A 13,026-nucleotide genomic window follows, 5' to 3' on the forward strand; every position below is an offset into this window, starting at 1 on the left:
CGGTAAAAACAAGTTTAAAAACAATAGAAACGGCTTGTACGAAAAAGGCGCGCCGCCCGACTGCGACGCGCCTGATCCGGTTTTCGCGATCAGCTTACTGGAGCGGCAGGCTGAGGGTGATTGCCCCGACGTGGCTGTCCGCCGCGTCGCCGAAGCGGCCGCGGTAGCCGACCGAAACGGTCCCCGGTCCGACCTCGGCCTCGAGCCCGGCCGACGCCATCATCGAGCCGCCGAACGGATCGTCGAAGGCCCGCTCGAGCACGTGGGCGGGGTTGCCGGCAATCCCGACCCGGACCGCGTCGCTGCTCTCGCCGAACGAGTCGCGGTAGCCGCCTTCGATCCAGAAATTCATCCCCTCGCCGCCGCCCTCGGCGCGCAGGGAGACTTCCCCGCTCGCCGCCTGCACGGTCCGGTCCTCGTACTGGTACTGGGCGGCGATGCCCTGTTCGACGTAGCCGTTGACCTCGGTCGAGACGAAGTTGACCGCCGCGCGGGGAGACAGGGCGATGCCCCCCATGTCGAACCACAGGCCGGCCTGCACGCGAGCGCCGAGGCTGCCGCCGTCGGTTTCGCCGCTGTGCACGACCGGGGCCAGCGCCGTGACGCGGCTGATGTCGTCATACTGGTCGATCGAGCCGCCGGCGGCGGCGCTGACGAACATCGAACCCGAACGCCATCCGGCGTAGACGTCGAAGGCATAGGTCTGAACGTCGAACTCCATCGCCCCTGCCTCGACTTCCGCGGTGCGGAAGGTGCCGGCGACGCCGAAGCGGGCGCTGTCGGAGATGACGTGGTCGAGGCCGAACCGGCCGCCCCAGCCCCTGGCGTCGGCCCGGGCCGCCACGCCGCGGGCGTCGGTCTCAACGCTGTCGTAGATCGCCCCGAAGGTCAGGCGGGTGCGGGGGCTCCAGGCGGCCCGCGCCGACAGCCCTTCGCTGGCGAGGTCCAACAGGTCCTCACGCTGGCGGAAGCCGGTCTCGGCCTGGACGGTCGATTGGGCTCCCAGGTCGCCGTAGTAGAGATAGTCGTTGGCCAAGGCGGCGATCAGTCGGTGCCCGGCCGCGGTCGGATGGACGCTGTCCCAGTACAGGTAGCTGTCGGGGTTGGCGCAGACCGTGACGCCGTTGAAGCAGGAGTCATGGGCGTTGCTCAGGCCGAACGCTCCGGGACTGCCCGCCAGCGTGTCGCTGATCTTGTACAGGTCCATCAGGATGATGTTGCTGTTCGGATTGGCTGCAGCGACCGTGAACAGGCCCGTCGACAGGGCCGAGTTGAAGGTCGTTCCGGCGAAGTCGGCCAGCGGGCCGAGCGGCGCCGCGGGTCCCTGGTTGAACTGCGGGGTGATGCCGAGCCGGGGCAGGTTGGTCACCAGCACCGTGCCGGCGCCCGCCGCGGCGACCGAGTTGACGATGAAGTTGATATCGGCGGCGGCGGCCAGGGCGGTCGGTTGGACAAAGGCCTGGGGGTTGGTCGCGGCCTGTTGGGCGGGCGACAGGGCCCCGTAGGCGCCGAGTTGCTGGAACAGGTTGTTGGCGCCGCCGAGGACGCTGACGAGATCATTGCTGCCGAAGGTGCCGCCGGCGCCGGTGTAGGCCAGCAACTGGTTGCGCATGCCCGGCGGGTTGGCGGCGTTGTCCGTGCGCGCTCCCCCGAAGGCGTAGTTGACGCTGCCGGTCAGCGGGGCCCCGGCGGTGAAGCGTCCCGCGTTGAAGCCGAGCAGTTCGGTGAAGACCGGCCCGTTCGAGAAGCGGCCCTGGTAGTAGGGAGGCGACAGCGGCTGCGTGCCGAAGGTCACGGCGTAAAGGTTGCCGTTGTCGCTCAGGCTGTCGCCGAAGACGACGAGACGGTCGTAGCTCTGGGCGCTGGCGGCCGAGGCGAACGCGCCGACAGCGGCGACGGCCAGCGCGGCGGCGGCCGCGTTGCGCAGGAAACGAGACATCGATGATCCTCCCTCGGCCGTCATCATGCGACCGTTGCGAGCACTCTGCGCGCGTTTTCGCGCTGCGCAAGATGCCGCCGGGGAAGCTTTCAGTGCAGCATCCGGAACCGCAGCGTCCCGGCCACACTGCGCAGGGCGTGCAGCGAGGCGGGATCATAGTCGCGGTCCACGTCGGTGATGACGTAGCCGGTGCGCTCGTCGGTCTTCAGGTGCTGGCCGAGGATGTTCAGCCCGGCCGCCGCCAGGGCGCGGTTCAGCTCGGCCAGGACGCCGGGCTGGTTGCGGTGGATGTGCAGGATGCGGTGGGCGCCGGACACCTCGGCCAGCTGCACGTTGGGGAGGTTGACGCAGAAGGTGGTGTCGCCGCGATTCAGGTAGCCGAGCAGCCGCTCGGCGGCGAACTCGGCGATGGCCTCCTGGGCCTCCTCGGTGGAGCCGCCGATGTGGGGGGTGAGGATAACGTTCCTCAGGCCGCGCAGGGGACTGTCGAACGGATCGGCGTTGGTGGCCGGCTCGTCAGGGAAGACGTCGACCGCCGCGCCGCCGATGCGGCCCGAGCCCAGGGCCTGGGCCAGGGCGCCGACGTCGACCACATGGCCGCGCGACAGGTTGAGCAGCAGGGCGCCCGGCTTCATCCGCGACAGCTCGGCGGCGCCGATCAGGACGGTGTTTTCGGTCCGGCCGTCGACGTGCAGGCTGACGACGTCGCTTTCCGTCAGCAGCGCCTGGAGGGACGGCATGCGGCGGGCGTTGCCCAGGGCCAGGCGCTCGGTCAGGTCGTGGAAGATGACGCGCATGCCCAGCGCCTCGGCCAGCACCGACAGCTGGGAGCCGATGGCGCCGTAGCCGACGATGCCCAACGTCTTGCCGCGCAGCTCGCGCGCGCCGGTTGCGGACTTGTTCCATTCGCCGCGGTGCATGGCGGCGGACTTGTCAGCGACGTCGCGCAGCAGGGCGATGATCAGGCCGACGGCCAGTTCGACCACAGAGCGGGTGTTGGAATAGGGGGCGTTGAACACGGCGATCCCGCGCCCGGCGGCGGCGTCGAGATCGATCTGGTTGGTCCCGATGCAGAAGGCGGCGACCGCCATCAGCTTGTCGGCGGCGTCAAGAACCCGGGCGCTGACCGCGGTCTTGGAGCGGACGCCCAGCACATGCACGCCTCTGATGCGCTCGATCAGGGCCTCTTCTGCGAGCGCGCCCTTCACCGTCTCGACCTGATAGCCGGCGGCTTCCAGCCGTTCGACGGCGGCGGGATGGACGGCCTCCAGCAGCAGGATGCGCATGCGGCTGCGCGGATAGGACCATCGGCCGGCGAGGCCCTCCAGATGCAGGAGCTCGTCGATGGAGCGCACCTCGGCGTCGGCGGCGGCGACGACGCGGTCCCGGCGCACCACCTCGGTGAAGGCGTAGAAGCGGTGGGCGACCCCGGCCTGCTTCACCTCGGCATCGGTCCAGCCGTCGCCGACCATGACGACGGGGCCTGGAAGGTTCAGGGCCCTGAGCGCCGCCGCCTTGCCGAACGGGTCGAGCAGGGGGCTGTCGGCGACGCCGGCGACCCTGTCCCCGTCGTAGGCGAGGTCGTTGGCGATGACCCGGTCCGGAGGGACGCCGAGGAAATCCGCCACCCCTGCGATCACCTCCCGGAAGCCGCCGGAGACGATGACGATCCGCCCGGCGTGATCGCGGAAGAAGGCGAGGTTGCGCCGGACCGAGGGGGAGAGGCGGCCCACGGCCTCGCCGGACAGGGCGGCGAGATGGGCGCGGGTCAGGGGCAGGAGGGCGAGGCGACGCTTCAGGGCCTCGGCGAAGGGCATCTCGCCGGCCATGGCGAGGTCCGTCAGCCGTCCGATCTCAGCCTGGATGGACGAAGCGTCAGGGTGGCCCTCCAGGGCGAGGCCGGCGAGCGCCTCCAGCGTCTCGAAGTCGACGAGCGTGGAGTCGAAATCGAAAACCCAGGTCCCGGCCATGGCGCGACCTTGGCCCAGCTTCGCACGTGCAGCAATGGCGGCGGGTTTTACCCGGATAAAACCAAAAATACCGTCCGAAGCGTCCGTAGAGTGCACTGCGTCCGTAGAGTGCGCTGCGTCCGCATCGTCCAGACGTGGACACGCCGGCCGCCTCGATCGAGACCACCGGCGTCACCCTATCAGAGGCCTACGTCAAAACCGGACGCAGGCCCTCAGAAGCGCCCGAGGCTGCGCAGGCGGCTGTCCGGCCGACGGGCGTCCAGGGCCGCTGCGCCGACGGCGGCCGCGATCGTGGCGAGGGCGAGGATGGCGCCGCCCTCCCTGGCGTGATCGCGGGCGTAGGTCCCGGCTTCGGAGGCGTAGTGGCGGGCGCGCTTGCCGTGCTTCTTGAGCGCCTTGCGCGAGGAATGGCGGGTGTCGTGCAGGAAGCGGCGCGAGCGGTGCCCGGCCTCGTCGCCGAACTCCGCGGCCCGCTCGCCGGCCTCGCTGACGCCTCGCCGCACCGTCTCGGTCAGGTCGTCGAAGCGGCTGCGCAGGCCCGTCGTATCGACCCAGCCGCGGGGGTTGAAGCGCCCGCGGATGCTTTCCAGCCGCGTCGGCCCGGTGCGCTGGTTCAGCAGCAGGGTGGCGAGGCCGACTCCGGCGAGAATGGCCACCACGCCGGCGGTGATTCCGGGATGCTTCCGAACCTCGGCGAGAGCGGAGAATTGTCGAACCATCGGATAGTAGACCTCTTCGTCGAGGCCGTCCTCGGTCGGGTCGTAGAGCCCGTCCTCGTCCGGCTGCCAGGCGGAACTCCTGTCCCGCATCAGGCTAGGAGCGAACCGGGCGAAAAGAGGTTCCGCCAGGCCGGGCAGGGCGGAATAGAAGCTGGCGATCAGGCGGCTGCCGCCGCCCACGGTGATCTCGCGGATCGGATGCTCGGCGCAATAGAGGATGGTGTCGGCCACCACATGGGTCGCATAGACCGGCTGCGGGTTCTGCATCGCATAGCCGGTCAGGTTGCGGGCGTGCTTGTTGTAGGGGGTGTCGATGGCCCCGGGCTTGACCAGGCTGACCGCGATCGGCGCCTCCTCGCGCATCAGCTCCATGCGCAGGGCGTTGGTGAAGCCCTTCACCGCGTGCTTGGAGGCGGAATAGACGCCCTGCACCGGGATCGGCGCGTCGGACAGGATCGAGCCGACGTTGATGATCGACCCGCCGCCGGGGCGCTCGCGCAGGTGGTCGGCGGCGACGATGGAGCCGTTGACCACGCCCCAGTAGTTGGTCTCGAACAGCCGCCGCTGGTCGTCCAGCGAGGTCTCGCGGATCTCCCCGAAGATCGAGATCCCGGCGTTGTTGACCCAGGTGTCGAAGCCGCCGAACAGGCGCACGCATTTTTCCGCCGCCTCCTTCAGCGCTTCATGATCGGCCACGTCAGCCACGGCCCAGGCGGCGCGCGCGCCGCTGGCCTGCAACTCTTCGGTCAGCGCCTTCAGGTCGTTCTCGCCGCGGGCGATCAGGAAGACGCAGGCCCCGGCCCGCGCCGCCCGCCGGGCCACCGCCAGGCCGATGCCCGAGGTCGCGCCGGTGACCACGATGGCCTGCTGTTTCAGGGGCTTGAGCGTCGCTTTGGTCATGAAATCGCCGGCTGGACAGGTTCGACAGGGGCCTTCTGGAACGGGACCGCAACCCCGCCGGTTCCTCGTCTAGCACGCCGCCCTTACCAATCGCGATACGGGCGCCTATCTTGCGGCGCTTCCGCACAACCGCCCCTTTTCGAGGACCGCCGTGACCGATCACGCGCCCGCCGCCGCGCCTACCGCCGACAACATCGCCGCCGCCTTCCAGATCGAAGGCTGGCCGGTGCGCGGCCGGCTGGTCCGTCTGGGTTCGACCATCGACGCCATCCTGTCGGCCCACGCCTACCCCGAGCCCGTGGCCGCCCTGCTCGGCGAGGCCTGCGCCCTGGCCGCCCTGATCGGCTCCAGCCTGAAGTTCGACGGCCGGCTGATCGTCCAGGCCCAGGGCGACGGTCCGGTCCGCTACGTGGTCGCTGACTACGACACGCAGGGCCACCTGCGCGGCTACTGCCGCTTCGACGAGGCCGAGGTCGCCGCGGCCTCGCAGGGTTTCTCGCGTCCCGGCGCGAAGACGCTGCTGGGCGACGGCGTGTTCGTCATGACGCTGGACCGCGGCCCCGATTTCGAGCGCACCCAGGGCATCACCCCGATCGAGGGCGAGAGCCTGTCGCTGGCCGCCGAACACTATTTCCAGCAGTCCGAGCAGATCCCGACCAAGGTCCGGCTCGCGGTCGGCGCCGTGACCACCGACGCCGGCACGGCGTGGCGGGCCGGCGGGGCGCTGATCCAGCTGATCGCCGGGGACGACGCCCGCGGTTCGACCGAAGAGGCGTGGGACCGCTCGCGCGCCCTGTTCCAGACGCTGGGCGACGACGAGCTGATCGACCCGACCGTGTCGCCCGAGACCCTGCTGTTCCGCCTGTTCCACGAGGACGGCGTGCGGCTGGAGGACGCCCGGACGCTGCAGGCGGTGTGCCGCTGCTCGAAGGACCGCATCGGCACGGTGCTGGCGTCGTTCGCGCCCGAGGAGCGGGCGGAGATGGTCGAGCCGGACGGCAAGATCCGGGTGACGTGCGAATACTGCGCGACGGTCTACGAGCTGGAGCCGGAGGACGTCGGGGAGGGCTGATCGTCCGCGGCGGGCCGGACCGGCGGCGACGCCGTAGTCGGTCCAAGGGCGAGGACGCCGTCGTAGGCGCCGTCTCCGGCAGGCTCGAGCACCACACCCCGCGCCTCCCCGTCGTAGGTGGAGATCGACGCGTTGGGCCCGCACTCGCGCTGGCAATTCCAGGCCTCGCCGCCCTGCTGGGCCACGTTGAGGGTGAGGGTGTCCGCCGCCGGCAGGTGGGCGGCGGCGGGCAGGCCGAGATCGGGGAAGCGGTCTATGGCGGTCTTGCGGGCGTGGAGGTTGCCGACGAGCGCCAGGACCCGGGCGTCGGCTCGGGCGAAGACCGCCATCGCCAGGATGTGGCCCATGTCCAGCTCGTACCACGACTGGTCCAGGCCGCGCGGGCGAGACTGCGACGGCTGGAACGCGTGGAAGGCGACGTCCCGGCCGGCCAGCTTCAGCTCACGGACCGAGTTCAGCATCGCCAGCATCGCCTCGCTGGACCGACCGTCGTTCATCGCCGGGTCGAGGAAGGGGCTGCCCTCGAGGGCCGCCAGCGCCGCCGCCGCATCCGGCGCGGCGAGGAAGGCGTCGAGGCTGGGCTGCATCCCCTGCGGAAGCTCCAGCGCCACGGTCACCGGCCCCCGCTCCGCGGCGGCGCAGACGATTTCGGCGAAAGCCGCCGGAGTCTCGGCCGTTCCGTGCATCTCGCCGATCACGATGACCCGCTGGGGCGTCGCCAGCAGGGCCTCCGTGCCCGGCGGCGGAACGCACGCGGGCGCCGCAGACAACGCCGCCGCCATGACCATGCCGATCATTCTTCGAGCCTCCCCCTATGTCCGGTTGCATAGCTGGACCGGCGACGGCGGCGGAATTGTGGTTCGGCCCGGACGGGTTTCCGCCAAACCGGCAGGGGCGTCTCGCTGGCCTAACCGCGGCTTGCGAAGGTCTGCCCCCTCAGTCATGCTCCCCTCATCAGATCGGCCGGTCAGGGGAGAATCACATGACCATCGACTCTTCAACCCAGGTTCAGGGCTTCGACTGGAAGCATCTTCTCTTCTCGTTCGAGGGCCGGTCGCGCCGATCGCATTTCTGGATCGGCTGGCTGATCTGCCTGGGTCTCGGCGTGGTGTTCGGCTGGATCCCGCTGCTCGGGTTCATCCTGTCCATCGCGCTGATCTGGCCGAACCTGGCGATCACCGTGAAGCGGCTCCACGACATGGGCCACTCGGGCTGGCTGGCCGCCATTCCCTATGCGGTGGGGATCGTCGGCACGATCCTGGCCTTCATGATGATCGGCGCGAGCGCCTTCATGAACGCCTCCGCGCTGGAGAACGAGGACCCGGCGGCGATCTTCGCCCTGATCGGACCGGCCATGAGCGTGTTCGGTCTGATGTTCCTGGTCGGGCTCGGCTTCCTGCTCTGGATCGGCCTCACCGACAGCCAGCGCGGCGACAACCGCTTCGGGCCCAACCCCAAGGGCCTCTAGGCATCTGTCAGGGCGCGCCGGCCGGACAGCGTACTGCGCGCTTTCCGGCCGGACGCAGATCGAGGTGAGGAGCGGGAAGGGCGTGGCCCGCCGGCGCCCTATCCGCCCAGGTCCAGCGAATAGCCCGCCGAGCGCACCGTGCGGATCGGGTTGACGGTGCCCTCGATGTTCAGCGCCTTGCGCAGGCGGCCGACGTGGACGTCGACGGTGCGGGCCTCGACGTAGACGTCGGAGCCCCAGACGGCGTCGAGCAGCTGTTCGCGGCTGAAGACGCGGCCGGGGTGCTGCATCAGGTGGTCGAGCAGGCGGAATTCGGTCGGGCCGAGGTGGATTTCCTGGCCGGCCCGGCGGACCCGGTGGGCGACGCGGTCGATGACGATGTCGCCGTGGTTGAGCCGGTCGTCGGCCAGGCCCGGGCGGATGCGGCGCAGCACGGCGCGGATGCGGGCGTTGAGCTCGACCATCGAGAAGGGCTTGGTCATGTAGTCGTCGGCGCCGGTGTCGAGGCCGCGCACGCGGTCGCTCTCCTCGCCGCGCGCGGTCAGCATGATGATCGGCAGGTTGCGCGTCTCGGCCTTGCCGCGGATGCGCCGGCACACCTCGATGCCGCTGAGCTTGGGCAGCATCCAGTCGAGCAGGACCAGGTCGGGCATGCGCTCCTCGATCTGCAGCATGCCCTCCTCGCCGTCGGCGGCGACGACGACCCGGTAGCCTTCCTTCTCGAGGTTGTACTGGAGCAGGGTCGCCAGGGCGTCCTCGTCTTCCATCACCAGAACATAGGGCTGCACGGCGGTTCTCCGGAAAATCAGGCGGACGTCGGCGGTTCGGGGGAGTCTTCGGCGGCGTCGGGGTTCCAGCGCGGGCGTTCGCCGGTGAACTCCTGGCCGGTGACCTCATAATAGATGGTCTCGGCGATATTGGTGGCGTGGTCGCCGATGCGCTCGAGGTTCTTGGCCATGAAGAGCAGGTGGGTGCAGGCGCTGATCGTGCGCGGGTCGCCCATCATGTAGGTCAGCAGCTCGCGGAACAGGCTGTTGTAGTGCTCGTCGACCTCGTCGTCGGTGTTCCAGACGGCGACCGCCCGGTCGATCTCGCCGGCGGCGTAGGCGTCGAGCACGTCGCGCAGGCGGGTGGAGACCAGCTTGCCCATCCGCTCGATCGAGCGGGTCAGGGGCTGCATCGGCTCGCCCTCGGCCAGCACCAGGCCGCGCTTGGCGATGTTCTTGCCGAGGTCGCCGGTGCGTTCGAGGTCGGTGGCCAGCTTCATCGCCGCCAGGGTGCGGCGCAGGTCGGAGGCGACGGGCTGGCGCAGGGCGATCAGGCGGATGGCCTTCTTCTCGATCTCGCGGTGCAGGGCGTCCAGCTTCTGGTCGCGCTCGATCACCGCGCGGCCGAGGGCCACGTCACGGCGGGCGACGGATTCGACGGCGTCGGCGACCTGGGCCTCGGCGAGGCCGCCCATGCGGGCGACTTCGGCGGTCAGCTGGTCCAGTTCGTCGCCATAGGCCTTGACGGTGTGCTGGGTCATGGACGGGTCCTAGCCGAAACGGCCGGTGATGTAGTCAAGCGTGCGCGGCTCGCGCGGGTTGGTGAAGATGTCTTCGGTATCGCCCATCTCGACCAGCCGGCCGAGGTGGAAGAAGGCGGTGCGCTGGCTGACCCGCGCCGCCTGGGCCATGGAGTGGGTGACGATGACGATGCAGTAGCGCTCGCGCAGCTCGTCGATCAGCTCCTCGATCCGGGCCGTGGCGATGGGGTCGAGGGCCGAGCAGGGCTCGTCCATCAGGATGACCTCGGGCTCCACCGCGATGGCGCGGGCGATGACGAGGCGCTGCTGCTGGCCCCCGGACAGGCCCGTGCCCGGCGAATGCAGGCGCTCGGCGACCTCGTCCCACAGGCCGGCGCGCCTGAGCGAGGCCTCGACGATGCCGTCCAGCTCGGCCCTGCCGTCGGCGAGGCCGTGGATGCGCGGGCCGTAGGCGACGTTCTCGTAGATGGTCTTGGGGAAGGGGTTGGGCTTCTGGAACACCATGCCGACGCGGGCGCGCAGCAGGACGGGGTCGACGGAGCGGTCGTTGACGTCCTCGCCGTCGATCTCGATGCGGCCGGAGACGCGGGCCCCGGCGATGGTGTCGTTCATGCGGTTGATCGCGCGCAGGAAGGTCGACTTGCCGCAGCCGGACGGGCCGATCAGGGCGGTGACGGTCTTGTCGGCGATGTCGATCGAGACGTCGAACAGGGCCTGTTTGTCGCCATAGAAGACCGACACCTCGCGGGCGGCGATCTTGACCGGCGCCGCGGGGTCGGCGCTGTGCAGGACGGAGGGCGGGGCGATCAGCGCGGCCTCGGCCGGAGAGCCGCCATGGGCGCCGTCGGGGGCGCGGAACAGCTGGAATTTCATTGGACTACCACCGGCGTTCGAAGCGGCGCCGAAGGAGGACGGCGGCGCCGTTCATGACGACCATGAAGGCGAGGAGGACGAGGATGGCGGCGGCGGTGCGCTCGTGGAACGCCCGCTCGGAGGCGTTTTCCCAGATGTAGACCAGCGAGGGCAGGGCCCCGCCGGCCTCGGTCAGGCCGAGCGACACGCCCGGCACGAAGCTGACCATGCCGATCAGCAGCAGCGGCGCGGTCTCGCCCAGGGCGTGGGCCATGGAGATGATGGCGCCGGTCATCACGCCCGGCATGGCCAGCGGAAGGGTGTGGTGGAACACGGTCTGGGTCTTCGAGGCGCCCATGGCCAGCGCGGCCTGGCGGATGGACGGCGGCACGGCCTTCAGCGAGGCGCGGGTGGCGATGATGATCGTCGGCAGGGCCATCAGGGCCAGCACCAGGCCGCCGACCAGCGGGCTGGCGCGGGGCAGGTGCATCCAGTTGATGAACACGGCCAGACCCAGCAGGCCGTAGAGGATCGACGGCACCGCGGCGAGGTTGTTGATGTTCACCTCGATCAGGTCGGTCAGCCGGCCCCTGGGCGCGAACTCCTCGAGGTAGAGGGCCGCGGCGACGCCGAGCGGAAGGGCGATGACGGCGGTGACCAGCAGCATCAGGGACGAGCCGACCACGGCGCCGAGCACCCCGGCGAGCTCGGGTTCGGTCGAGTCGCCGCGGGCGAACAGGGCGCTGTTGAAACGGCTTTCGATCTGGCCGTCGGCGCGCATCCGGTCCAGCCAAGCGATCTGCTCGTCGGACAGGCGGCGCTGCGCCTCGGGCGTGTCCCGCGAGATCTCGCCCTTGAAATAGAGGTCGGCGTCGTCCGAGAGGGGGGCGACAATCCGCACGGTCCGGCCGATCAGTGCGGGCTCGGCCTCGACCCGGTCGGCGGCGATGAATTTGAGCTCGGACGAGAACAGGGCGCGCATGGCCCGCGACTTCGCGCCCGCCGCATCGTCGGCGACGCCCAGCCTGGTCAGCGCCTGTTCGGCCGCCAGGAGTTCGAAATTGGTCCCCTGCGGATAGGTCGGATCGATCCGCGCCGGGTCCAGATAGACCGGGACGGTGACGCTGTGGCCGTAGAAGGCGCTGTGGCCCTGTTCGACGATGCGGCCGAGCAGCAGCAGCAGGAAGCCGACGGCGACGCCGATGGCCAGCAGGCCGTACAGCCGGAACCGCGTCTCGCGCGCATGGCGGCGCTTCAGGCCGGCGCGCATGCGTTCGACGCGGCCGGAACCGTCCACGGGCAGGGGGAGGGCGGTCTCAGTCATAGGCCTGCCGATAGGCCTGGACGATACGCTGGGCGACGACGTTCAGGCCCAGGGTGACGAGGAACAGGGTCAGGCCGAGGCCGAAGGCGGCCAGGGTCTTGGGGGTGTTGAACTCGAGATCGCCGGTCAGCAGGGTGACGATCTGATAGGTGACGGTGGTGACCGGCTGCAGCGGATCGAGCGTCAGATTGGCGGCGGCGCCGGCCGCCATGACCACGATCATGGTCTCGCCGATGGCCCGCGACATGGCCAGCAGCATGGCCCCGGCCACCCCCGGAAGGGCGGCGGGCAGCAGCACCCGCTTGACCGTCTCGGACCGGGTCGCGCCCATGGCGTAGGAGGCGTCGCGCAGGCTCTGCGGCACGGCGTTGAGGATGTCGTCGGACAGGGAGCTGACGAACGGGATCAGCATGATCCCCATCACGCCCCCGGCGACGAGGGCCATCTGGTTCTGGACCAGCATCAGATAGTGGCCCAGGCCGTCCAGCGGCCCGCCCACCAGCTGCGCGCCGATCCCGTTGAACGCTTCGCGAAACGCCGGGCCGACGGTCAGGGCCGCGAAGAAGCCGTAGACCACGCTCGGCACGCCGGCGAGAATCTCCAGCACGGGCTTGACCGTCGCCCGGAACACCGGCCCGGCGTATTCCGACAGGTATATGGCCGCGAACAGGCCGACGGGGGCGGCGACCAGCATGGCGATGGCCATGATCAGGAAGGTGCCGGCGAACAGGGGCAGGGCCCCGAAGGCGCCGCTGGAGCCGACCTGGTCGGCACGGATCGCGGTCTGGGGGCTCCACTGCGTCCCGAACAGGAACTCGCTCACCGGCACGGCGGCGAAGAAGCGCAGCGAGTCAAACACCAGCGAGGCGATGATGCCGACGGTGGTCAGAACGGCCACGCCCGAACTGGCGAACAGGACGGCGACGATCCAGCTCTCGACCCGGTTGCGGGCCCGCAGGTCCGGGCGGATGCGACTGAAGGCGAACAGCGCGCCCGCGGCGGCGGCCAGCGCAGCCCCCGCCGCCGCCGCCCCGGCGCCGACGGACGGACGGAAGACGGTCGCCCCGACCAGCACCGCCAGCGCCGGGACCACGCTCCAGATCATCGCATAGGCGCCGTGCTGGCCCGGGCGCGAATGGGCCTTCACCCCCTGCTGGCGGCGGCTGGCCAGCGCCCGCCCGCCCAGCCAGGCGCTGGCGGCCGCGGCGATCAGGATCGGCAGGAAGAGCCAGGTCATGCGGGTCCCGAACCGGT

General features: G+C 70.2%; 11 protein-coding genes and 1 pseudogene. 2 read left to right on the plus strand and 10 right to left on the minus strand.

Features of this window, described 5'->3' with window-relative positions:
* Positions 1-94 precede the first annotated feature (94 nt).
* The 4 genes and pseudogenes from VEA98_RS06780 to VEA98_RS06795 form a co-directional block, all read right to left on the minus strand.
* Positions 95-1,939 (minus strand): autotransporter domain-containing protein, encoded by a 1,845-nt coding sequence (locus tag VEA98_RS06780; protein WP_324812129.1) that lies wholly within the window; start codon positions 1,937-1,939, stop codon positions 95-97.
* An 89-nt stretch (positions 1,940-2,028) separates the two neighbouring features.
* Complete coding sequence (gene serA, locus VEA98_RS06785; protein ID WP_414642158.1) at positions 2,029-3,267, minus strand: phosphoglycerate dehydrogenase; 1,239 nt, start codon at positions 3,265-3,267, stop codon at positions 2,029-2,031.
* Positions 3,268-3,393: 126 nt separating this feature from the next.
* Positions 3,394-3,909 (minus strand): annotated as a pseudogene (locus VEA98_RS06790) (HAD family hydrolase); the annotation flags it as partial.
* A gap of 212 nt (positions 3,910-4,121) precedes the next feature.
* Positions 4,122-5,528, minus strand: a complete 1,407-nt coding sequence (locus VEA98_RS06795; RefSeq protein WP_324812132.1) for an SDR family oxidoreductase — start codon at positions 5,526-5,528, stop codon at positions 4,122-4,124.
* 151 nt (positions 5,529-5,679) lie between these two features.
* Here VEA98_RS06795 and VEA98_RS06800 point away from each other — a divergent pair, with 151 nt between their 5' ends.
* A complete protein-coding gene (locus VEA98_RS06800; protein ID WP_324812135.1) occupies positions 5,680-6,600 on the plus strand; it encodes an Hsp33 family molecular chaperone in 921 nt (306 codons plus the stop codon).
* Here the strand turns inward: VEA98_RS06800 and VEA98_RS06805 are convergent.
* Positions 6,564-7,397, minus strand: a complete 834-nt coding sequence (locus VEA98_RS06805; protein WP_324812137.1) for a hypothetical protein — start codon at positions 7,395-7,397, stop codon at positions 6,564-6,566. The two genes, VEA98_RS06800 and VEA98_RS06805, sit on opposite strands and share 37 nt — an antisense overlap.
* 185 nt (positions 7,398-7,582) lie before the next feature.
* On the opposite strand from VEA98_RS06805, the gene VEA98_RS06810 reads away from it, so the two are divergent.
* Positions 7,583-8,068 carry a DUF805 domain-containing protein gene (locus VEA98_RS06810; protein WP_324812139.1) on the plus strand — a complete coding sequence of 162 codons (486 nt, stop codon included), beginning with the start codon at positions 7,583-7,585 and terminating at the stop codon, positions 8,066-8,068.
* 98 nt (positions 8,069-8,166) lie between these two features.
* On the opposite strand, the gene phoB is transcribed toward VEA98_RS06810, so the two are convergent.
* From phoB to pstC, 5 genes are read right to left on the minus strand one after another with little or no spacing between them, the layout of a single operon-like run.
* On the minus strand, positions 8,167-8,856 hold the full coding sequence (phoB, locus tag VEA98_RS06815; RefSeq protein ID WP_324812141.1) for a phosphate regulon transcriptional regulator PhoB: 690 nt from the start codon (positions 8,854-8,856) through the stop codon (positions 8,167-8,169).
* Between the two features lie 17 nt (positions 8,857-8,873).
* Positions 8,874-9,596 carry a phosphate signaling complex protein PhoU gene (phoU, locus tag VEA98_RS06820; RefSeq protein ID WP_324812144.1) on the minus strand — a complete coding sequence of 241 codons (723 nt, stop codon included), beginning with the start codon at positions 9,594-9,596 and terminating at the stop codon, positions 8,874-8,876.
* Between the two features lie 9 nt (positions 9,597-9,605).
* Complete coding sequence (gene pstB / locus VEA98_RS06825; RefSeq protein ID WP_324812146.1) at positions 9,606-10,469, minus strand: phosphate ABC transporter ATP-binding protein PstB; 864 nt, start codon at positions 10,467-10,469, stop codon at positions 9,606-9,608.
* Positions 10,470-10,473: 4 nt separating this feature from the next.
* The gene (gene pstA, locus VEA98_RS06830) at positions 10,474-11,772 is read right to left on the minus strand and encodes a phosphate ABC transporter permease PstA (protein WP_324812149.1); all 1,299 of its coding nucleotides are present in this window, start codon (positions 11,770-11,772) and stop codon (positions 10,474-10,476) included.
* Positions 11,765-13,009 (minus strand): phosphate ABC transporter permease subunit PstC, encoded by a 1,245-nt coding sequence (pstC, locus tag VEA98_RS06835; protein ID WP_324812152.1) that lies wholly within the window; start codon positions 13,007-13,009, stop codon positions 11,765-11,767. The genes pstA and pstC overlap by 8 nt, the downstream gene beginning before the upstream one ends.
* Positions 13,010-13,026 lie beyond the last annotated feature (17 nt).

It is taken from the genome of Brevundimonas sp. (assembly GCF_035627055.1).
Lineage (GTDB): Bacteria > Pseudomonadota > Alphaproteobacteria > Caulobacterales > Caulobacteraceae > Brevundimonas.

What these genes read in the sequence shown, in the direction of transcription:
- pstA (WP_324812149.1), bottom strand. Translation starts at nt 11,772, where the DNA reads ATGACTGAGACCGCCCTCCCCCTGCCCGTGGACGGTTCCGGCCGCGTC.
- VEA98_RS06795 (WP_324812132.1), bottom strand. Translation starts at nt 5,528, where the DNA reads ATGACCAAAGCGACGCTCAAGCCCCTGAAACAGCAGGCCATCGTGGTC.
- VEA98_RS06810 (WP_324812139.1), top strand. Translation starts at nt 7,583, where the DNA reads ATGACCATCGACTCTTCAACCCAGGTTCAGGGCTTCGACTGGAAGCAT.
- pstC (WP_324812152.1), bottom strand. Translation starts at nt 13,009, where the DNA reads ATGACCTGGCTCTTCCTGCCGATCCTGATCGCCGCGGCCGCCAGCGCC.
- VEA98_RS06780 (WP_324812129.1), bottom strand. Translation starts at nt 1,939, where the DNA reads ATGTCTCGTTTCCTGCGCAACGCGGCCGCCGCCGCGCTGGCCGTCGCC.
- VEA98_RS06805 (WP_324812137.1), bottom strand. Translation starts at nt 7,397, where the DNA reads ATGATCGGCATGGTCATGGCGGCGGCGTTGTCTGCGGCGCCCGCGTGC.
- phoU (WP_324812144.1), bottom strand. Translation starts at nt 9,596, where the DNA reads ATGACCCAGCACACCGTCAAGGCCTATGGCGACGAACTGGACCAGCTG.
- pstB (WP_324812146.1), bottom strand. Translation starts at nt 10,469, where the DNA reads ATGAAATTCCAGCTGTTCCGCGCCCCCGACGGCGCCCATGGCGGCTCT.